This window comes from Aliihoeflea aestuarii, assembly GCF_024105665.1.
Taxonomy (GTDB): domain Bacteria; phylum Pseudomonadota; class Alphaproteobacteria; order Rhizobiales; family Rhizobiaceae; genus Aliihoeflea; species Aliihoeflea aestuarii.
Genome location: NZ_JAAAMK010000002.1, coordinates 511,826 through 530,840 on the forward strand (window position 1 = coordinate 511,826; position 19,015 = coordinate 530,840).

The 19,015-nt window shown below is 61.6% G+C and carries 19 protein-coding genes; all 19 read right to left on the reverse strand.

Annotated features, from left to right (window positions below; genetic code table 11):
* Positions 1-210: 210 nt before the first annotated feature.
* The 19 genes from GTW25_RS06880 to GTW25_RS06970 all read right to left on the reverse strand — a co-directional run bounded on the left by GTW25_RS06880 (position 211) and on the right by GTW25_RS06970 (position 19,014).
* Complete coding sequence (locus tag GTW25_RS06880; protein ID WP_252911203.1) at positions 211-477, reverse strand: DUF1467 family protein; 267 nt, start codon at positions 475-477, stop codon at positions 211-213.
* A gap of 4 nt (positions 478-481) precedes the next feature.
* Positions 482-886 carry a methylmalonyl-CoA epimerase gene (gene mce / locus GTW25_RS06885; RefSeq protein WP_252911204.1) on the reverse strand — a complete coding sequence of 135 codons (405 nt, stop codon included), beginning with the start codon at positions 884-886 and terminating at the stop codon, positions 482-484.
* A gap of 10 nt (positions 887-896) precedes the next feature.
* Complete coding sequence (locus GTW25_RS06890; protein WP_252911205.1) at positions 897-2,561, reverse strand: ribonuclease J; 1,665 nt, start codon at positions 2,559-2,561, stop codon at positions 897-899.
* Positions 2,561-3,406 (reverse strand): biotin--[acetyl-CoA-carboxylase] ligase, encoded by an 846-nt coding sequence (locus GTW25_RS06895; protein WP_252911206.1) that lies wholly within the window; start codon positions 3,404-3,406, stop codon positions 2,561-2,563. The genes GTW25_RS06890 and GTW25_RS06895 overlap by 1 nt, the downstream gene beginning before the upstream one ends.
* A complete protein-coding gene (gene nuoN, locus GTW25_RS06900; protein ID WP_252911207.1) occupies positions 3,407-4,843 on the reverse strand; it encodes an NADH-quinone oxidoreductase subunit NuoN in 1,437 nt (478 codons plus the stop codon). It abuts the gene before it with no gap.
* Positions 4,844-4,857: 14 nt separating this feature from the next.
* Positions 4,858-6,381, reverse strand: coding sequence for an NADH-quinone oxidoreductase subunit M (locus tag GTW25_RS06905; protein WP_252911208.1), 1,524 nt, complete (start codon positions 6,379-6,381; stop codon positions 4,858-4,860).
* On the reverse strand, positions 6,381-8,354 hold the full coding sequence (gene nuoL, locus GTW25_RS06910; RefSeq protein WP_252911209.1) for an NADH-quinone oxidoreductase subunit L: 1,974 nt from the start codon (positions 8,352-8,354) through the stop codon (positions 6,381-6,383). Before nuoL ends, GTW25_RS06905 begins: the two co-directional genes overlap by 1 nt.
* A 7-nt stretch (positions 8,355-8,361) precedes the next feature.
* A complete protein-coding gene (gene nuoK / locus GTW25_RS06915) occupies positions 8,362-8,670 on the reverse strand; it encodes an NADH-quinone oxidoreductase subunit NuoK (protein WP_252911210.1) in 309 nt (102 codons plus the stop codon).
* Positions 8,670-9,290 (reverse strand): NADH-quinone oxidoreductase subunit J, encoded by a 621-nt coding sequence (locus GTW25_RS06920; protein ID WP_252911211.1) that lies wholly within the window; start codon positions 9,288-9,290, stop codon positions 8,670-8,672. The genes nuoK and GTW25_RS06920 overlap by 1 nt, the downstream gene beginning before the upstream one ends.
* Positions 9,291-9,405: 115 nt before the next feature.
* Positions 9,406-9,897, reverse strand: a complete 492-nt coding sequence (gene nuoI, locus GTW25_RS06925) for an NADH-quinone oxidoreductase subunit NuoI (protein WP_252911212.1) — start codon at positions 9,895-9,897, stop codon at positions 9,406-9,408.
* A gap of 2 nt (positions 9,898-9,899) precedes the next feature.
* A complete protein-coding gene (locus tag GTW25_RS06930; protein WP_252911213.1) occupies positions 9,900-10,091 on the reverse strand; it encodes a hypothetical protein in 192 nt (63 codons plus the stop codon).
* Positions 10,088-11,137, reverse strand: a complete 1,050-nt coding sequence (nuoH, locus tag GTW25_RS06935) for an NADH-quinone oxidoreductase subunit NuoH (RefSeq protein ID WP_252911214.1) — start codon at positions 11,135-11,137, stop codon at positions 10,088-10,090. The genes GTW25_RS06930 and nuoH overlap by 4 nt, the downstream gene beginning before the upstream one ends.
* Before the next feature lie 10 nt (positions 11,138-11,147).
* Positions 11,148-13,229, reverse strand: a complete 2,082-nt coding sequence (nuoG, locus tag GTW25_RS06940; protein WP_252911215.1) for an NADH-quinone oxidoreductase subunit NuoG — start codon at positions 13,227-13,229, stop codon at positions 11,148-11,150.
* Between the two features lie 64 nt (positions 13,230-13,293).
* A complete protein-coding gene (locus tag GTW25_RS06945; RefSeq protein WP_252911216.1) occupies positions 13,294-13,803 on the reverse strand; it encodes a helix-hairpin-helix domain-containing protein in 510 nt (169 codons plus the stop codon).
* Positions 13,804-13,844: 41 nt separating this feature from the next.
* On the reverse strand, positions 13,845-15,152 hold the full coding sequence (nuoF, locus tag GTW25_RS06950; RefSeq protein WP_252911217.1) for an NADH-quinone oxidoreductase subunit NuoF: 1,308 nt from the start codon (positions 15,150-15,152) through the stop codon (positions 13,845-13,847).
* On the reverse strand, positions 15,152-16,216 hold the full coding sequence (nuoE, locus tag GTW25_RS06955) for an NADH-quinone oxidoreductase subunit NuoE (protein ID WP_252911218.1): 1,065 nt from the start codon (positions 16,214-16,216) through the stop codon (positions 15,152-15,154). Before nuoE ends, nuoF begins: the two co-directional genes overlap by 1 nt.
* A gap of 21 nt (positions 16,217-16,237) precedes the next feature.
* Positions 16,238-17,209, reverse strand: coding sequence for an FkbM family methyltransferase (locus tag GTW25_RS06960; RefSeq protein WP_252911219.1), 972 nt, complete (start codon positions 17,207-17,209; stop codon positions 16,238-16,240).
* Positions 17,209-18,399 (reverse strand): NADH-quinone oxidoreductase subunit D, encoded by a 1,191-nt coding sequence (locus GTW25_RS06965; RefSeq protein ID WP_252911220.1) that lies wholly within the window; start codon positions 18,397-18,399, stop codon positions 17,209-17,211. Before GTW25_RS06965 ends, GTW25_RS06960 begins: the two co-directional genes overlap by 1 nt.
* A gap of 9 nt (positions 18,400-18,408) precedes the next feature.
* On the reverse strand, positions 18,409-19,014 hold the full coding sequence (locus GTW25_RS06970; protein WP_252911221.1) for an NADH-quinone oxidoreductase subunit C: 606 nt from the start codon (positions 19,012-19,014) through the stop codon (positions 18,409-18,411).
* Position 19,015: the final 1 nt, after the last annotated feature.

A 19,015-nucleotide genomic window follows, 5' to 3' on the forward strand; every position in this document is an offset into this window, starting at 1 on the left:
CACTCCAATAACAGAGATGGCGAGAAGAATTTTTCGCTTTCCTACGCGGTCGAAGTCTTGGGAGGATGCGATCCTGGCGCGATAAACCGCTGCCACCATGGAATGGAAACGGATCGGACGCGTTTAAATTTGCAAGGCCTTGTGCCTTGCATTTTTTTTGAGCACCGAAATAAATCGAGCCGGCGAAGGACCGGCTTTGGTCGACCGGCTTCAGAAGCTCGGAAGTACGTTCGGGATGTCCTCGAACCGCCATCCGTAGACGGATGTGAGCACATAGAAGAAGCCATAGATCAGCGCGGAGACGATGGTGGTGCGCAGCACCGCCTTGCCCATATGCGAGCCTGAGGGCGCGCTCGCGGTCGTGCCGAGCGTCACGTCGCCCTCTTCGTCCTGCGTGCGCACGCCGAACGGAATCATGGCGAACAGAACCGTCCACCAAATGACGAAATAGATCGCGAAACCCGATATCCAGTTCATGATCTCAGCTCTGTTCGAGTTCGATGAGCGTGCCCATGAAATCCTTGGGGTGAAGGAACAGGACCGGCTTGCCATGCGCGCCGATCTTCAGCTCTCCATCGCCCAGGATTCGCGCGCCGGACGCCTTCATCCGGTCGCGCGCGGCGATGATGTCATCGACCTCGTAGCAAACGTGATGCATGCCGCCCGACGGGTTCTTCTCGAGAAACGGCCGGATGGTCGAATCCTCACCCAGCGGCTCCATCAATTCGATCTTGGTGTTGTCGACATTGACGAAAACGACCGTCACGCCGTGCTCCGGCAGCGCCTGCGGCTCCGAAACGTCACCGCCAAGCGTATCGCGATACAGCGCGGTCGCGGCCGCCAGATCGGGCACCGCGAGCGCGACGTGATTCAGTCGTCCGAGCATATGCTCTCCATCAGCGCGTGACGAATACCGTCACGATCGGCTTCTTGCCCCAGGCTTCGTTGGCGGCGGACCGCACCGCGCGCCGCGCTGCCTCGGACATCAGGTCGAGGTCTTTTCGCCTCGCGCGCGGTACACTTTCAACCGCGCCGATCGCCGCATCCAGCATGATGTCCTCCATCGGCTTCCCCCTGGCATCCGTTTCAGGCACGCCGATGGCGACGATGTCGGGATCACCGGCAAGATCATAGCGATCGTCGAGGACCAGATTGAGGACAACATGGCCGGCGAAGGACAGCTTGCGCCGGTCGCGCACGCCTGTCTCTTCCTCCGAACCGATGACGCGCCCGTCCTTCATCAGGCGCCCGAAGGGCACCGTGTCGACGATCTCGGCGGCGCCGGGAGCAAGCCGAATCATGTCGCCGTTGCGCACCTGCGCGATCTCGGGAATTCCGGCCGACGCTCCGAGCGAGCCTTGCGCCACGAGATGCGCCGCCTCGCCGTGAACGGGCACGAGAATGCGCGGCTTGACCCAGCCATACATCCGCAAAAGCTCGCTGCGACGCGGATGGCCGGAAACATGGACCAGCGCGTCGCCATCCTCCACGATCTTGATGCCCTGCTCGATGAGCTGGTTCTTGATCTCCAGGATCGCCTTTTCATTTCCGGGAATGACACGCGAGGAGAAGACGACCATGTCGCCTGCCGTCAGCGCGACATGCTTCATCTCGTCGCGCGCGAGCTTGGCGAGCGCCGCACGCGGCTCGCCCTGACTGCCCGTGCAAAGCACGACGACGTTCTCGCGCGGGATGTAACCATAATCCTCCTCCAGAAGAAAAGGCGGCAAACCCTCCATGTAGCCGAGTTCGCCGGCCACATCGATAACGCGCTTGAGCGACCGTCCCATCACCAGCACCTGACGGCCGGCATCGCGCGCAGCCTCGGCAATGGACCGGATACGCCCGACATTGGAGGAGAAGGTCGTGATCGCGACCCGTCCGGGCGCTTTCTCGATCACTTCGCGAATGCCGTGGCTGACGGCTTCCTCGGACGGCGAATCGCCCTCGCGCATGGCGTTGGTGGAATCGCAGACGAGTGCCGTCACGCCCTCCGCTCCAATCTCGCGAAAGCGGTTTTCGTCCGTCATGGGCGGCAAGGTCGGCGCGGGATCCAGCTTCCAGTCGCCCGTATGTATGACCGTCCCAAGCGGCGTGCGGATGGCCAGAGAAACCGGCTCGGGGACCGAATGGGTGACGGCGACCGCTTCAATCTCGAACGGTCCGACATCGAAGCGCTCGCCGGCCTTGTAGATATTGATGGTCGGCTGCACGCGCACATTGTCCGAAACCCGCTTCGCTTCCAGCATTCCGGCGGCGAAAGGCGTCATCCAGACCGGGGCCTTCAGCTTCGGCCAAAGGTCGAGCAACGCGCCGTAATGATCCTCATGCGCGTGCGTGATGACGATGCCGCGCACCTGCTCGATCTGACTTTCGATGAAGCGCGTATCGGGCAGGACGAGGTCGACACCAGGCAGCGTCGGGTCGGGAAATGTCACGCCGACATCGACGATCAGCCATTCGCGCCGGCTTGACGGCCCGAAGCCGTAAAGCGCGAAGTTCATCCCGATTTCGCCTACACCGCCGAGCGGGCAGAATACGAGTTCGTTGTCTTTGGCCATCAAACTCCAGCTTTCTCGCCTTGAGGAACGGATGCGACGGCGCCGAAATGGACGTCGCCTGCCGCGATCCTGATTGTAGAACCGTCATTTTCCCGGATGACGAACCGGCATTCTTCATCGATCGTCTCGAAGGTGCCGCGCGCGATGCGCCCTTCAACGTTCACCGCCACTTCGGAACCAAGCCCTGCCGCGCGGGACAGCCATTTCTCCCGGATCGCGCCAAGACCCCGACCGTCGCGCCAGAGCCGTTCATTGTCGATCCACGCGTCCGACAGCGCCAGAAAAAGCTGCCTCGCGTCGATTTTCGCGCCCATCTTCGCCAGAGACGTCGCCGGATAGGGCACATCCTGCGGCTCGGTCACCACATTGACTCCGATGCCGATGACAAGGGCATAGCGCCCTGCGTCAAGCATCTTCGATTCCAGAAGGATACCTGAAAGCTTCGCGCCATGCGCGAGAACGTCGTTCGGCCATTTGAGCTCGAAACGGCCTTTGCCCGCAACGGAACCGCCATCGATGCCGACGCCGATCTGCGCGTCCGGAATCGCGGCGTCCAGCGCATCGGCAAGGGACAGCCCGGCGACGAAGCCGAGCGCAGCGGCGTCTTTCAAGGGAACATCGGGCACCAAGAGCAGCGACGCGGCGAGATTGCCGCGCTGAGTCTGCCACGGACGTCCGCGGCGGCCCCTGCCCGAGACCTGATGATCCGAGACGAACCAGACGCGCCCTTTGCCGCCTGCCCTCGCCGCGTCCAGCGCTTCGATATTCGTCGAGCCGACCGTGTCGAAAATTTCGAGCTGGTATCCGGCGGCGATGGCCGATGGCGCGAGCGAAAATCCCGCCATCTAGAAGAAACTGAGCGCGGCCGCCTCGGCGATGCTGACGATCGGCCCGCCGATGAGCACATAGAACAGCACGAACGCGCCGGAGACGCCGAGCACGAGGCGCAATTCGCCCGCCATCGGGAGGAAGCCTCCGACCGGCTCGTCGAACCACATGATCTTGATGATGCGCAGATAATAGTAAGCGCCGATGACCGAGGCGATCACGCCGATGATGGCGAGCGGGTAAAGCTGCGCCTCGATGGCGGCGAGGAAGACGTACCACTTGCCCCAGAAGCCGGCGAGCGGCGGAATGCCGGCAAGCGAGAACATCAGGATCGTCAGGATCGTCGCCATGATCGGATTGGTGGAGGACAGGCCGGCCAGATCGTCGATATTTTCGACATTGCCTTCCTTGCGGCGCATGGCGAGGATGAACGCGAAGGTGCCGAGCGTCATCACCATGTAGATCAGCATGTAGATCGCCACGCCGCGCACGCCTGCCTGGCTGTTGGCGGCAAGTCCGACCAGCGCGAAGCCCATATGCGCGATCGACGAATAGGCCATCAGACGCTTGATATTGTGTTGTCCGATCGCGGCGAACGCGCCGAGCGCCATCGAAGCGATCGAGATGAAGACGACGATCTGCTGCCAGTCTGCCGCGACCGGCTGGAACGCGCCGACCGTGACGCGGACGAGCAGTGCCATCGCCGCGATCTTCGGCGCGGCCGCGAAGAAGGCCGTAACCGGCGTCGGCGCGCCTTCATAGACGTCCGGCGTCCACATATGAAACGGCACGGCCGAAATCTTGAAAGCAAGACCGGCAAGGACGAACACCAGACCGAAGATAAGACCGAGCGAACGCTCGCCTTCGGACAGCGCGGCCGCGATCTCGTTGAAGCCGGTGTTGCCGGTGTAACCGTAGACCAGCGAGATGCCGTAGAGCAGCATGCCCGACGACAGCGCGCCGAGAACGAAATATTTCACGCCCGCTTCCGTGGAGCGCGCATTGTCGCGGTTGAACGCAGCGACGACGTAGAGCGCCAGCGATTGCAGTTCGAGGCCGACATAGAGCGTCAGCATGTCGTTGGCCGAAACCATGATCATCATGCCGAGCGTCGCCAGCATGATGAGCACCGGATATTCGAACTTGTCGAACTTCTCCTGCTTGGCAAAGCCGACCGACATGACCAGCGTCACCGCCGCACCGATGACCGTCAGCACTTTCATGAAACGCGAGAACGGATCGGCGACGAACGTGCCCGCAAACCCCTGCCCGTATTCGCCGAAGAGCAGCATCCATGCGCCGATGCCGATCAGGACGGCCACCGTGAGACCGTTCACAGTGGTATTGGCGCGCGGCCCGGAAAAGACGCCGATCATCAGGAGAGCCATGGCTGCGACAGCCATGATGATCTCCGGTGTGGCGAGGATGAGGCTCTGGGAGAGGTCAGGGGTCATGTTCGTATCCGGCCTTACTGTGCTGCGGCCTGAAGACCGTCGCTGGCGACTGCGGCCGCCTCGATCGACTGGTTGATATTGTTGATGAGCGCATCGACGGATGCGGCAGTCACGTCAAGCAGGGGCGCTGGATAGACGCCGAAGAGGATGACCAGCGCGACGAGCGGATAGATGATCGCCTTCTCGCGGCCCGACAGATCGAGCAGGCTCTTCAGGCTTTCCTTCGTCAGCGCACCGTAGATGACGCGGCGATAAAGCCAAAGCGCGTAGGCCGCCGACAGGATCACGCCGGTCGTCGCCACCAAAGCGACGAGCGTGTTGACCTGAAAAACGCCGAGCAACGTCAGGAATTCGCCGACGAAACCGGACGTGCCCGGCAGGCCGACATTCGCCATCGTCAGAATCAGGAACACGACCGCATATTTCGGCATGTTGTTGACGAGGCCGCCATAGGCCGAGATTTCGCGGGTGTGCATGCGGTCATAGACGACGCCGACACACAGGAAGAGCGCGCCCGAGACGAGGCCGTGCGAGAGCATCTGAAAGATGCCGCCCTGAATGCCTTCCGGATTCATCGCGAAGATACCCATCGTCACGTAACCCATATGCGCGACCGACGAATAGGCGATGAGCTTCTTGATGTCCTCCTGCATCAGAGCGACGAGCGACGTGTAGACGATCGCGATCGCCGACAGCCAGAAGACGAACGGCTGGAAGTAGATCGACGCATCCGTGAACATCGGAAGCGAGAAGCGCAGGAAGCCGTAGCCGCCCATCTTCAAGAGAACTGCCGCCAGAATGACCGAACCGGCCGTCGGCGCCTCGACATGCGCGTCCGGCAACCAGGTGTGAACGGGCCACATCGGCATCTTCACCGCGAAGGACGCGAAGAAGGCGAGCCAAAGCCATTGCTGCATGCCGACCGGGAAGTCGTACTCCATCAGGGTCGGAATGTCGGTCGTGCCGGCCTGCCAGAACATCGCCATGATGGCGAGCATCATCAGCACCGAGCCGAGCAGCGTGTAAAGGAAGAACTTAAAGGACGCGTAGACGCGACGCTTTCCACCCCATACGCCGATGATGATGAACATCGGGATCAGCACGGCTTCGAAGAAGACGTAGAACAGCACGAGGTCGAGGGCGCAGAACACGCCGATCATCAGCGTTTCCAAAATGAGGAACGCGATCATGTATTCCTTGACGCGCTTCTCGATCGCCTTCCACGAGGCGAGGATGCAGATCGGCATCAGGAACGTCGTCAGGATGACGAACAGCATCGAAATGCCGTCGACGCCCATATGGTAGGAGATGCCGGAATCCAGCCACTCCACCTTCTCGACCATCTGAAAGCCGGGATTCGAATTGTCGAATCCGGCCCAGATGAAAAGCGACAGGACGAAAGTAAAGACGGTCGTCAGGAGCGCGACATTGCGGATGTTGCGGCCCGCAGCAGCCCCCTCGTCCCGGATCAGAAGGATCAGGACGACGCCGACCAGCGGCAGGAAGGTGACCGTGGAAAGGATCGGCCAGTCGGTCATCAGTTGGAACCCCCGAGCATCATCCACGTAACGAGCGCCGCCACGCCGATGAGCATTGCGAATGCGTAGTGATAGAGATAGCCGGTCTGGAGCTTGACCACCCGGTTGGTGACGTCCACGACCCGCGCCGAAATTCCGTCAGGCCCCATTCCGTCGATGACCTTGCCGTCGCCCGTCTTCCACAGGAAGCGACCGAGCCGCATGGCGGGGCGAACGAACAGGAAATCGTAGAGCTCGTCGAAGTACCACTTGTTCAAGAGGAACTGGTAGAGCCCGCGATGCTGGGCCGCGAGCCGCGCGGGGCGCTCCGGCGAACGGATGTAGAATTCGTAGGCCGTCAGGAAGCCGATGATCATGGCGGCGAACGGCGACGCCTTCACCCAGAACGGCACTTCGTGGAAATCATGGAGGATATGGTTGTCCTCGGCCATGAAGATCGCACCCTGCCAGAAGGCATCGTAGCTGTATCCGACGAAGGAATCGTAGAACACGACACCGGCAAAGAGTGCGCCGACCGCGAGGATGTAGAGCGGCACGAGCATGACCGGCGGCGACTCATGGACGTGATGCATGACGTCGGCGGTCGCGCGCGGCGTACCGTGGAACGTCATGAAGATCAGGCGCCACGAATAGAAGCTCGTGAAGACGGCAGCGATCACCAGCATCGTGAATGCGAAACCGGCAAGCGGGCTGTGCGCGGCGAAAGCGCCCTCGACGATGGCGTCCTTGGAGAAGAAACCGGCGGTGCCGATCATGGTGGCCGGAATACCGACGCCCGTCAGCGCGATCGTGCCGATGATCATCATCCAGTAAGTGCGCGGGATGAGGTTCTTCAATCCGCCCATCTTGCGCATGTCCTGCTCGTCGGACACGGCATGGATGACCGATCCGGAACCGAGGAAGAGCAGCGCCTTGAAGAAGGCATGCGTGAAGAGGTGGAAAATAGCCGCGGCATAGAAGCCCGAACCGATGGCGACGAACATGTAGCCGAGCTGCGAGCAGGTCGAATAGGCGATGACGCGCTTGATGTCGTTCTGCACGAGGCCGACCGTCGCCGCGAAGAAGGCAGTGATCGCGCCGATCAGCATGACGAAGATGAGCGCGGTCTGCGAGAACTCGAAGACCGGCGACATGCGCGCGGCAAGGAACACGCCCGCCGTGACCATCGTCGCGGCATGGATCAGCGCGGAGACCGGCGTCGGGCCTTCCATGGCGTCCGGAAGCCATGTGTGCAGCGGCACCTGTGCCGACTTGCCCATCGCGCCCATGAACAGGAACAGGCAGATCATGGTGATGGCGCTCGAATTCGTCAGCGACCAGCCGAGGAACGAGAAGGCTTCCGCATCGCCATTTTGCGCGATGGCCTCGATGCTGACGAAGATCGTGTCGAAATTTGCCGAGCCTACAAGCGCGAACAGGCTGAAGATACCGATCAGGAAGCCGAAGTCGCCGACGCGGTTGACGACGAACGCTTTCATCGCCGCCGCGTTCGCCGACGGCTTCTTGTACCAGAAACCGATCAGCAGATAGGAGGCGAGGCCAACGCCTTCCCAGCCGAAGAACATCTGAATCAGATTGTCCGACGTCACCAGCATGAGCATGGCGAAGGTGAAAAGCGACAGATAGGCGAAAAAGCGCGGCCGATGCGGGTCGTGGTGCATGTAGCCGATGGAATAGATATGGACGAGCGCCGAGACCGTGTTGACCACGATCAGCATGACGACCGTCAGCGTATCGATGCGCAGCGCCCACGCCACATCGAGGCTGCCCGACTGGATGAAGCGCAGCACCGGCACCGTGAAAGGTTCGGCGCCGCCAAGCCCGACCTGGACGAAGGCGACCCACGACAGAAGCGCCGAGATAACCAGAAACCCGGACGTCACATATTCCGACGCCTTGGCACCGATCGCACGGCCGCCGAGACCCGCGATCAGAAATCCGAGAAGCGGAAGAAAGACGATGGCGTGATACATGAGCCCCTCAGCCCTTCATGAGATTGACGTCTTCGACCGCGATCGAGCCACGGTTGCGGAAGAACACGACGAGAATGGCAAGGCCGATGGCAGCCTCTGCGGCCGCGACCGTCAGGACGAACAGCGCGAAGACCTGTCCGACCATGTCGCCGAGCGCAGCGGAAAACGCGATGAAATTGATATTGACGGCAAGCAGGATCAGCTCCACCGACATCAAGATGACAATCACGTTGCGGCGGTTCAGGAAGATGCCGAAGACGCCGATCGTGAAGAGCAGCGCCGAAACGGTCAAATAATGCGCGATGCCGATTTCCATCACAGACCCCTGCCCGTTTCGACTTTTTTGATCTCGATCGCGGTTTCCGGCGTGCGACGAACCTGCGTGGAGATGTCCTGGCGCTTGACGTTCGCCTTATGGTGCAGCGTCAGCACGATCGCGCCGATCATCGCGACCAGCAGGATCATGCCCGCGGTCTGAAACGCGAAAATGTAATCGGTGTAGATGATGTCGCCGAGCGCCGCCGTGTTGTGGCGCGTCGCGGGGTCCGGCGTCGGCTGGGCGATCTGCGAGCCGATATTCGGCGCGAACGCATAGCCGCCTGCCACGATGATGAGTTCGGCCGCAAGAATCAGCCCGACCAGCCCGCCGACCGGCGCATAAGAGAGCGCGCCACGCTTGAGGCTGGCAAAATCGACGTCCAGCATCATCACGACGAACAGGAACAGAACCGCCACGGCGCCGACATAAACGATGAGCAGAATCATCGCCAGGAACTCGGCCCCTGTAAGAAGGAACAGTCCCGCCGCGTTGAAGAAGGTCAGGATCAGATAGAGCACGGAATGCACGGGATTGCGCGACGCAATCACCATGAAGGCCGACGCCACCGCTACGAAGGCGAACACGTAGAAGAAGATCGCCTCTAGTCCTGTCAGCATGGGTTCCCCCGGTTTGATCGAAGGCCGGGAAACGAACCGGCCGAAGGCGTTCGGACCGTGTCCAAAGCCGCGTGTCTCTTAGACGGAACCCTGGGTCCCGTCCACTGTTGAAGGCTCAGCGATAGGGCGAGTCGATCGCGATGTTGCGCGCCAGTTCGCGCTCCCACCGATCGCCATTCGCGAGCAGTTTGTCCTTGTCGTAGTAAAGCTCCTCGCGCGTTTCCGTCGCGAACTCGAAATTCGGGCCTTCCACGATCGCATCGACTGGGCAGGCTTCCTGGCAAAAGCCGCAATAGATGCACTTCACCATGTCTATGTCATAGCGTACCGTGCGGCGCGTACCATCGTTGCGGCGCGGGCCGGCCTCGATGGTGATGGCCTGCGCGGGGCAGATCGCCTCGCAAAGCTTGCACGCGATGCAACGCTCTTCACCATTGGGATAACGGCGCAGCGCATGCTCGCCGCGAAAGCGCGCGCTCGTCGGCCCCTTCTCGTGCGGGTAGTTCAGCGTGCCCTTGGGCGCGAAGAATTGGCGCATCGACAGGAAGAAGGCGCGCACGAACTCCAGAAGGAGCAGCGATTTTGCGGCCTGTGCTAGAGCTGACATCTTCAGTCTCCGAACAAATACGGGGCTACGACGTAGCCGATGACCGGGAGGATCACCAACTGGCTCACCCCGGCAACATTGAGTGCGGTTTTGGTTTCGGCGAGATCGACGCGGGTCGCGAGCAGACGCAGGAAGGCGAAATCGACGATGCCGATCCCCAGTCCCACGAGTGCTCCGATCAGCGCTGTGCTCATGCCGCCATCAGTTCCCACACTTTGAGGAAGCTTGCCGTCGCAACGACCATGAAAAGCGAGAGCGGCAGGAACACCTTCCAGCCCAGACGCATCAATTGATCGTAGCGGTAGCGCGGAACGAATGCCTTCACCATGGCGAACATGAAGAAGACGAAGCAGACCTTGATGAGGAACCAGATGACGCCCGGAACCCAGGTAAACGGCGCGAAGTCGAAGGGCGGAAGCCAGCCGCCGAGGAACAGGATCGTCGTCAGCGCGCACATCAGCACGATGGCGACATACTCGCCGAGAAAGAACAGCAGGAACGGCGTCGAGGAATATTCGATCATGTGACCGGCGACGAGTTCGGACTCAGCCTCAACCAGATCGAAGGGCGGCCGGTTCGTCTCGGCCAGCGCCGAGATGAAGAACACGACAAACATCGGGAACAGCACGATAAAGTGCCAGTCGAGGAACGATCCGGGAAGCCCGAGCCATGTTCCGAGCCCGGCCTGCTGTGCAAGCACGATGTGGCTGAGGTTCAGCGAGCCGACGAGAAGAAGGACGGTGACGATGACGAAACCGATCGAGACTTCGTAAGATACCATCTGCGCAGCCGAGCGCAGCGCGCCGAGGAACGGATATTTCGAATTCGAAGCCCAGCCGCCCATGAGGACGCCGTAGACCTCGAGCGAAGCGATGGCGAAGACGAACAGGATGCCAACATTCACATCGGCGATCGCCCAGCCCTCGGCGACAGGAATGACCGCCCAGGCCGAGATGGCGAGAAACGCGGTGACCAGCGGTGCGAGCAGGAAGACGCCCTTGTTGGCGCCCGACGGAATCACCGGCTCCTTGAAGACGAACTTCAAAAGATCGGCGAATGCCTGCAAGAGTCCCCAGGGACCGACGACGTTCGGACCGCGACGCAACTGCACGGCAGCCCAGATCTTACGATCCGCATAGAGCAGATACGCGACGATGATCAGGAGCGCGACGATGAGCACCGTTGATTGCAACAAGATCAGCAGTGCGGGCACGACGTAAGTCGAAAAGAACGATTCCATTGCCCCTGCCCTATTCGGCTGCCTGCCTGAAACCATCCCGTGCGAGTGCGGAGCACTCGGCCATCACGGCGGAGGCGCGCGCGATCGGGTTGGTCAGGTAGAAGTCGCTGATCGGCGACGTGAACGCCGCCTTGTCGAAATCTGATCCGGCGCTCTTGAGCGCCGAGAGCTGCGCGATATCGCCGATGGCGATCTCGTCGATCGCGGCAAAATGCGGATACTCGGCATAGAGCTTGGCGCGCAGTTGCGGCAGCGAATCGAACGGCAACTTGTGGCCGAGAACGTCGGAGAGTGCGCGCAGGATCGCCCAATCTTCCTTCGCATCGCCCGGCGCGAAGCCGGCGCGATTGGCCATCTGCACGCGGCCTTCCGTATTGACGAAAATGCCGGATTTCTCGGTGTAGGTCGCACCCGGCAAGATGACGTCCGCGCGGTGCGCGCCGGCATCGCCATGGCTGCCGATATAGACTGTGAAAGCCGAACCCAGCGCATTCATGTCGAACTCGTCGGCGCCGAGCAGGAAGGCGACATCGAGCGACCCCGCCATCGCCGCCAAATCCTTGCTGCTCTCGCCCGGCACAAAGCCGAGATCGAGACCGCCAACGCGCGACGCTGCCGTATGCAATACGCCAAAGCCGTTCCAGTCTGCCGAGACGGCACCGACGGCGGTTGCCAGTTCGGCAGCCAGAGCAAGAATTGCCACGCCGTCAGCACGCGCAAGCGCGCCTTGGCCGACGACGATCATCGGACGTTCGGCATCCTTCAGGAGCTTTGCGAAATCGAGTTTGCCTGCGACGAGCTGCTGCAACGTCTCGGCACCGCCGCCGAGCCGCTCGGCATCGTAGCGCAGGTCGCCGATGTCGCCGACGACGCCGATCGGGAAATTACCCATGCGCCAGCGTTTGCGAATGCGTGCGTTCAGCACCGATGCCTCGAAACGCGGATTTGCACCGATGATCAAGAGCGCATCCGCGTCCTCGATACCCTCGATGGTCGGATTGAAGATGTAGCTTGCACGGCCGTTCGCAGGATTGAGCTTCGTCCCGTCCTGACGGCAATCGATATTGGCCGAGCCGAGCGAGGCCATCAGATTTTTGAGCGCGTACATTTCCTCAACTGTGGCAAGATCGCCGGCAATTGCGCCGATCTTCTCACCGGAGGTCTTCGAAATGGCATCCTTGATCGCAGCGAAGGCTTCTGCCCAGCTTGCAGCCGTCAGCTTGCCATTCTTGCGCACATACGGCCGGTCGAGACGCTGCGTGCGCAGGCCGTCCCAAATGAACCGCGTCTTGTCGGAGATCCACTCCTCATTCACCTGCTCATTGACGCGCGGCATGATGCGCATGACCTCGCGGCCGCGCGTGTCGACGCGGATCGCGGAGCCGACGGCATCCATCACGTCGATGGATTCGGTCTTGGAGAGTTCCCACGGACGCGCCTGAAAAGCATAGGGACGCGACGTGAGCGCGCCGACCGGGCACAAATCGATGACATTGCCCTGCAACTCCGAGGTCATCGCGTTTTCGAGGTAGGTCGTGATCTCCGCATCCTCGCCACGACCGATCAGGCCAAGCTCTGAAATTCCAGCGACTTCCGTCGTGAACCTCACGCAGCGCGTGCAGTGAATGCAGCGCGTCATGATCGTCTTGACGAGCGGTCCGATATACTTGTCTTCGACCGCGCGCTTGTTCTCGTGATAGCGCGAAGCGTCGACGCCGAACGCCATCGCCTGGTCCTGCAGGTCGCATTCGCCGCCCTGATCGCAAATCGGGCAGTCGAGCGGGTGGTTGATCAGCAGGAATTCCATCACGCCTTCGCGCGCCTTGCGCACCATTGGTGTGTTGGTGAAGACTTCCGGCGGCTCGCCGTTCGGGCCGGGACGCAGATCGCGCACGCCCATGGCGCAGGACGCGGCGGGCTTGGGCGGTCCGCCCTTCACCTCGACGAGGCACATGCGGCAATTGCCGGCGATCGACAGCCGCTCATGGAAGCAGAAGCGCGGCACTTCCGCGCCCGCTTCCTCTGCCGCCTGAAGCAGCGTGTAGTGATCGGGAACCTCGATCTCTTTGCCGTCGACTTTAAGCTTCGCCATCTTGCCTCTAACCCCGGCGGCATAGGCCGCCCGCTCGTACCAGCCTCAAAGACCGGCAGAAAATTCAGGACCGCTCGCGGCCCGCACCCTTTGAACCGGACTTGTGTGCGGATGCAAGGCTCTTCGCCTGTCCGACCCAATCGTCACGCTCGATCCGCCCGCCGAAACCGAGCTCGTCATCGAGCTTTGCGATTCCGGCCGCGTTCAACGTCGCGACCTGCGCATAACTCGATATGCCGCGCGCATTCAACACCTGTTCCAGCTTCGGGCCGATGCCCGAAATCGCCTTCAGATCGTCGGCTGGCTTCGATGCCGCCTTGCGAACCGGTTTCGCGGCAGGCGTGGTCACCTGTCGGCTCGACACCAGCTTCAGCCCGGCCGGCTTTCGCGCCACAGGCGCGGCCCGCGGTTTATCTTCGAACAGACGTTGCGAGGCTTCCGCCGCGCCCGCCATTGCGCCCATCCACATGCCGAAAGCGTGACTCGCCATGCCGAAGCCGATCGCCGAAGCCGCCGCCATGCCGGCAAGCGGATGCGCCATCAAATTCGCCATTCCGGCAAATTCGTCGGACATGCCAGTTCCGCTTTGCTTCGGATCGGTCATCGACTCAAGCCCTACTCCGCCGCGACCAGCGCCGGCTCGGCGCGGTGGCTGTTGCGGGTGAATTCGTCGATCCGGCGCTCGATCTCGGGACGGAAATGACGGATCAGCCCCTGGATCGGCCATGCGGCCGCGTCGCCCAGCGCGCAAATCGTGTGCCCTTCCACCTGCTTGGTCACGTCGAGCAGCATGTCGATCTCGCGCTTGTGCGCCTCGCCACGCACCAGACGCTCCATCACGCGCCACATCCACCCCGTACCCTCGCGGCACGGCGTGCACTGGCCGCAGCTCTCATGCTTGTAGAAATAGGAAAGCCGCGCGATCGCCTTCACGATGTCGGTGGACTTGTCCATGACGATGACCGCCGCCGTGCCAAGACCGGACTTCAGGTCACGCAGCGAATCGAAATCCATCGGCGTGTCGATAATCTCGGCGGCAGGCACCAGCGGCACTGAGGAACCGCCCGGAATGACGGCGAGAAGATTGTCCCAGCCACCGCGAATGCCGCCGCAATGCTTGTCGATCAGTTCGCGGAACGGGATCGACATGGCTTCTTCGACCGTGCACGGATTGTTGACATGGCCGGAGATGCAGAAAAGCTTGGTGCCGACATTGTTCGGACGGCCAAAGCCTGCGAACCACCCCGCCCCGCGACGCAGGATCGTCGGTGCGACGGCAATGGATTCGACATTGTTGACCGTCGTGGGGCATCCATAGAGGCCGACATTGGCCGGAAACGGCGGCTTGAGGCGCGGCTGGCCCTTCTTGCCTTCGAGGCTTTCGAGCAGCGCCGTTTCCTCGCCGCAGATATAGGCGCCGGCGCCGTGATGGACGAAAATGTCCATGTCCCAGCCATTCTTGTTGCCTTTGCCGAGCAAGCCGGCATCATAGGCCTCGTCGATGGCGCGCTGCAGCGCCTCGCGCTCGCGGATGAACTCACCGCGCACATAGATGTAGGCCGTATGCGCGCCCATACCGAAACCGGCGATCAGGCAGCCTTCGACCAGCGTGTGCGGGTCATGACGCAGGATTTCGCGGTCTTTGCAGGTGCCGGGCTCGGATTCGTCGGCATTGACGACGAGGTAATGCGGACGATCGTCATTCACCGCCTTCGGCATGAACGACCATTTGAGACCGGTCGGGAAACCCGCGCCCCCGCGTCCGCGCAGACCTGAATCCTTCATTTCCTGAATGATCCAGTCGCGCCCCTTGGCGATCAGCCCGGCCGTTCCGTCCCAGTGGCCGCGCGCCATGGCGCCTTTCAGCGACTGGTCGAACTGCCCGTAGATATTGGTGAAGATGCGGTCTTTGTCCTGAAGCATCACTTCGCTCCGCCTTCATCGTCGGTTTTCGCCTTGCGCGAACGCGAGGGCTTTTTCACCTCGTCCGTGCCTTCCGGCGACGGCTTGCCGGGTTCGGCCTTCTTCTCGGACGGGCGTCGACGACCGGCAGGACCGATCGGCTCGCCCTCAGCCACTTCGGGCGCGCGGTGCTCAGCCGTCGCGCCATCTTTCTTGTCGGCATGCTTGCGCCGCTTGGCTTCGCCTTCGACTTCCGGCGCACTCTTGTCGACGGCCGCCTTGTTTTCCTTTGGAGCTTCGACGCTCTCGGCACGTTCCTTGGCCTGATCAGCCTTGACCGGCGACGGCGACTTGATCGACGGATCGGTCTCCGGAGCAGCAGTTTTCGGCTTGGCGGCCTGCGATGGCGCAACCATGCCGGCGTCTGCGCCAGCCTTGCGCGCGGGCTTCGACGAACCGCTCTTCGTCACCGCTTTTTCATCCGTCAGCGAGGTGAGACCGGTCGCCGGCGCGGAAAACACACGGTCGGTCTGCGGCCCGGTCGGAACCACATCGCCTTTGCCCGCCTCGAACTCATCGATGATCTCGGACAGACGCTCCGGCGTCAAATCCTCATAGGCATCCTTGAAGATCATGATCATCGGCGCGTTGACGCACGCGCCCTGACACTCGACCTCTTCCCACGAAAGCGTGCCCGCCTCGTTTGTGTGGAACTGGTCGTGGTGGATTTTCGAGCGGCAGACATCCATCAGCGCTTCGGAACCGCGCAGCATGCACGGCGTCGTTCCGCACACCTGGATATGCGCCTTGGTGCCGACGGGCTTCAACTGGAACTGCGTGTAGAATGTCGCGACTTCCAGAACGCGGATCAGCGGCATTTCGAGCATCGCGGCGACGTGCTCGATCGCCGCGCGCGTGACCCAGCCGTCCTGTTCCTGCGCCCGCATCAAAAGCGGGATAACGGCCGATTGCTCGCGCCCTTCCGGATATTTCCGGATGGTCTTCTCGGCCCACGCCAAATTGTCGCTCGTGAAAGCGAAATGCGGCGGCTGAACCTCAACATCTGCAAGTCTGCGAACTGTCATTCCTGAATTCCTTGCGAACCCTCAGTGCGGCCTGGTCTGGCCGGACACCAGACGCTCCAGCCGCGACAGCCAGAACGGGCTCTTCGTCGCGACCATATCATAGCCGAAGCGGCGGGATTTCTTGATTCCATCAAGCGTGTCGAGCGCCACGATCTCCTGTGTCGCGCCTGCGCCGAGCCAGAAAACCTTGAGGCCCAGATCTTCAAGCACGTATCGCGTCGTCTCGTGAGCCCGATCCGATCCATGTTCCTCGTAGACGAAGACGCTGTCACCTGCCAGAAGCTGCGACGCACCGGAAAAGGCTGCCACTTCGACGCCCTCGACATCCAGCTTGACGATGAATTTGTCCGTGTCGACAAACTCATCCATCGCCGCGACTTCGTCGAGCGAGATGGTCACGCAGTCGAGGATCGGCTTGGCATCGCCCGTAGCGACCGTCGTGCGCGCCTCGTGCTTTGCCCCGTAGATCAGGACCCGCTCGCCGCCGACCGCGCCAATGGCCCGGTTCAGCGCCGTGAAGCGCTCGCCGTTGAGACGGCGATTGTCGTCGAGATGCGCGAACGTGTCGGAAGCCGCTTCGATCGCGACGACCGGCTTGGAGCCCGCTTTTGCGCCGCTGGCCAGAATCGACCAGTAGCCGTGATTGGCACCCCCGTCGATGAAACCGTAATCGACATCTGCCGAGTCAGTCAGAAGCGTAGCGATCCACTGCTCGTATTTGTAGCTGGGCGACAGAAGCGTCGACCAATAGGCGTCGCAATAATCGACGCGCATGAAACTGTCGTCGGAAAGCTTCAGCAGCATCGGCTTAGTGCTCGGCAGAAGCTTGCGGGTAAACCGCGCGATATAGGAAAAGCCGTAATCATGGAACGGGCGAAGAACGACGGTGGACAGGCGAAGCACGCCGATAGCGGCGCGCTCGTGCAGCGCCGCGCCGGCGACGCTGCCCTGAATCCGATCCACCGAAATCTCGCCCGTCCGCGCCTGGAGCATCAGCGATCGACCTCGCCGAACACGATGTCGAGCGAGCCGAGAACCGCCGAAACGTCGGCGAGCAGATGCCCCCTGCACAGGAAGTCCATCGACTGGAGATGCGCGAAACCCGGAGCGCGCAGCTTGCAGCGATAGGGCTTGTTGGTGCCGTCCGAGACGAGATAGACGCCGAACTCGCCTTTTGGCGCTTCGACGGCCGCATAGACCTCGCCCGCCGGCACCCGGTAGCCTTCGGTGTAGAGCTTGAAATGGTGGATCAGCGCTTCCATCGAACGCTTCATCGCTTGACGCTTCGGCGGCACGATCTTGCCGTCCATGGATGAGACCGGGCCGGTCTTTTCCTTGCCCAGAAGCAGGTCGACGCACTGGCGGATGATCTTCGCCGATTGGCGCATTTCTTCCATGCGGATCAGGTAGCGGTCGAAACAGTCGCCGTTCTTGCCGATCGGCACGTCGAATTCCATTTCCGAATAGCACTCATAGGGCTGCGACTTGCGCAAATCCCAGGCCGCGCCGGAGCCGCGCACCATGACGCCGGAAAATCCCCACGCCCAAGCATCTTCCAGCGAAACGACGCCGATATCGACGTTGCGCTGCTTGAAGATACGGTTGCCGGTCAGGAGATTGTCGAGATCGTCCATCATTTTCATGAACGGATCGATCCACTTGCCGATATCCTCGACAAGCTTTTCTGGCAGATCCTGATGAACGCCGCCGGGGCGGAAATAGGCGGCGTGCATGCGGCTGCCGGACGCGCGCTCATAGAACACGCACAGCTTCTCGCGTTCTTCGAATCCCCAGAGCGGCGGCGTCAGCGCGCCGACATCCATCGCCTGCGTCGTCACATTGAGGATGTGCGACATGATGCGGCCGATTTCGGAATACAAAACGCGGATGACCTGACCGCGCTTCGGCACCTCGATGCCGAGCAGCTTTTCGACGCCGAGCGCGAATGCGTGCTCCTGGTTCATCGGCGCGCAATAGTCGAGCCGGTCGAAATACGGCACGGCCTGCAGATAGGTCTTTGCCTCGATCAGCTTTTCGGTTCCGCGATGAAGCAGGCCGATATGCGGATCGACGCGGTCTACCACCTCGCCATCGAGCTCTAGAACCAACCTCAACACACCATGGGCTGCAGGATGCTGCGGGCCAAAGTTGATATTGAAGTTGCGTACAGACGTTTCAGCCATCGAGGCGCCTCAGTTCGCTTTCGCCTTCTCGTCGCCCGGCAGCACGTAATCGGTGCCTTCCCATGGCGAGAGAAAGTCGAAGTTGCGGAATTCCTGCTTGAGCTCGACCGGCTCGTAGACCACGCGCTTGACCTCGTCGTCGTAGCGAACCTCTACGAAACCGGTCAGCGGAAAGTCCTTGCGCAGCGGATGTCCCTCGAAACCGTAATCGGTAAGGATGCGGCGCAGATCGGGGTGGCCGGTGAAGAGCACTCCGTAAAGATCGTAGGTCTCGCGCTCGAACCAGTCCGCACCCGGATAGACGGCCGTCGCGGACGGGACCGGCGTATCCTCGTCGGTCCGCAACTTCACGCGAATGCGCAGATTCTGGTAGGGCGACAGTAGGTGATAGACGACGTCGAAACGCTTCTCTCGCGCCGGATAGTCAGCCCCACAGACGTCAATGAACGACACGAACCGGCACTGTATGTCGTCGCGAAGAAACTCCAGCACGTCGATCAGGTCGCCCGGCTCGGTGTGGATCGTCAGATCGCCGAAAGCGATGCCGACGTCATGAATGCGACCGCCAAGCTTGCCGCTCAGATAGGTGGCGAGTTCGTTCAGAGCTTCGCTCATT

Bases quoted from the DNA above. Each gene is read 5' to 3' on its own strand.
- nuoI (WP_252911212.1), bottom strand. From the start codon at position 9,897: ATGTCAGCTCTAGCACAGGCCGCAAAATCGCTGCTCCTTCTGGAGTTC.
- GTW25_RS06890 (WP_252911205.1), bottom strand. From the start codon at position 2,561: ATGGCCAAAGACAACGAACTCGTATTCTGCCCGCTCGGCGGTGTAGGC.
- GTW25_RS06945 (WP_252911216.1), bottom strand. From the start codon at position 13,803: ATGTCCGACGAATTTGCCGGAATGGCGAATTTGATGGCGCATCCGCTT.
- mce (WP_252911204.1), bottom strand. From the start codon at position 886: ATGCTCGGACGACTGAATCACGTCGCGCTCGCGGTGCCCGATCTGGCG.
- GTW25_RS06960 (WP_252911219.1), bottom strand. From the start codon at position 17,209: ATGCTCCAGGCGCGGACGGGCGAGATTTCGGTGGATCGGATTCAGGGC.
- GTW25_RS06905 (WP_252911208.1), bottom strand. From the start codon at position 6,381: ATGACCGACTGGCCGATCCTTTCCACGGTCACCTTCCTGCCGCTGGTC.
- nuoG (WP_252911215.1), bottom strand. From the start codon at position 13,229: ATGGCGAAGCTTAAAGTCGACGGCAAAGAGATCGAGGTTCCCGATCAC.
- nuoN (WP_252911207.1), bottom strand. From the start codon at position 4,843: ATGACCCCTGACCTCTCCCAGAGCCTCATCCTCGCCACACCGGAGATC.
- nuoE (WP_252911218.1), bottom strand. From the start codon at position 16,216: ATGACAGTTCGCAGACTTGCAGATGTTGAGGTTCAGCCGCCGCATTTC.
- GTW25_RS06970 (WP_252911221.1), bottom strand. From the start codon at position 19,014: ATGAGCGAAGCTCTGAACGAACTCGCCACCTATCTGAGCGGCAAGCTT.
- GTW25_RS06965 (WP_252911220.1), bottom strand. From the start codon at position 18,399: ATGGCTGAAACGTCTGTACGCAACTTCAATATCAACTTTGGCCCGCAG.
- nuoH (WP_252911214.1), bottom strand. From the start codon at position 11,137: ATGGAATCGTTCTTTTCGACTTACGTCGTGCCCGCACTGCTGATCTTG.
- nuoF (WP_252911217.1), bottom strand. From the start codon at position 15,152: ATGCTTCAGGACAAAGACCGCATCTTCACCAATATCTACGGGCAGTTC.
- GTW25_RS06880 (WP_252911203.1), bottom strand. From the start codon at position 477: ATGAACTGGATATCGGGTTTCGCGATCTATTTCGTCATTTGGTGGACG.
- GTW25_RS06895 (WP_252911206.1), bottom strand. From the start codon at position 3,406: ATGGCGGGATTTTCGCTCGCGCCATCGGCCATCGCCGCCGGATACCAG.
- nuoL (WP_252911209.1), bottom strand. From the start codon at position 8,354: ATGTATCACGCCATCGTCTTTCTTCCGCTTCTCGGATTTCTGATCGCG.
- GTW25_RS06920 (WP_252911211.1), bottom strand. From the start codon at position 9,290: ATGCTGACAGGACTAGAGGCGATCTTCTTCTACGTGTTCGCCTTCGTA.
- nuoK (WP_252911210.1), bottom strand. From the start codon at position 8,670: ATGGAAATCGGCATCGCGCATTATTTGACCGTTTCGGCGCTGCTCTTC.
- GTW25_RS06930 (WP_252911213.1), bottom strand. From the start codon at position 10,091: ATGAGCACAGCGCTGATCGGAGCACTCGTGGGACTGGGGATCGGCATC.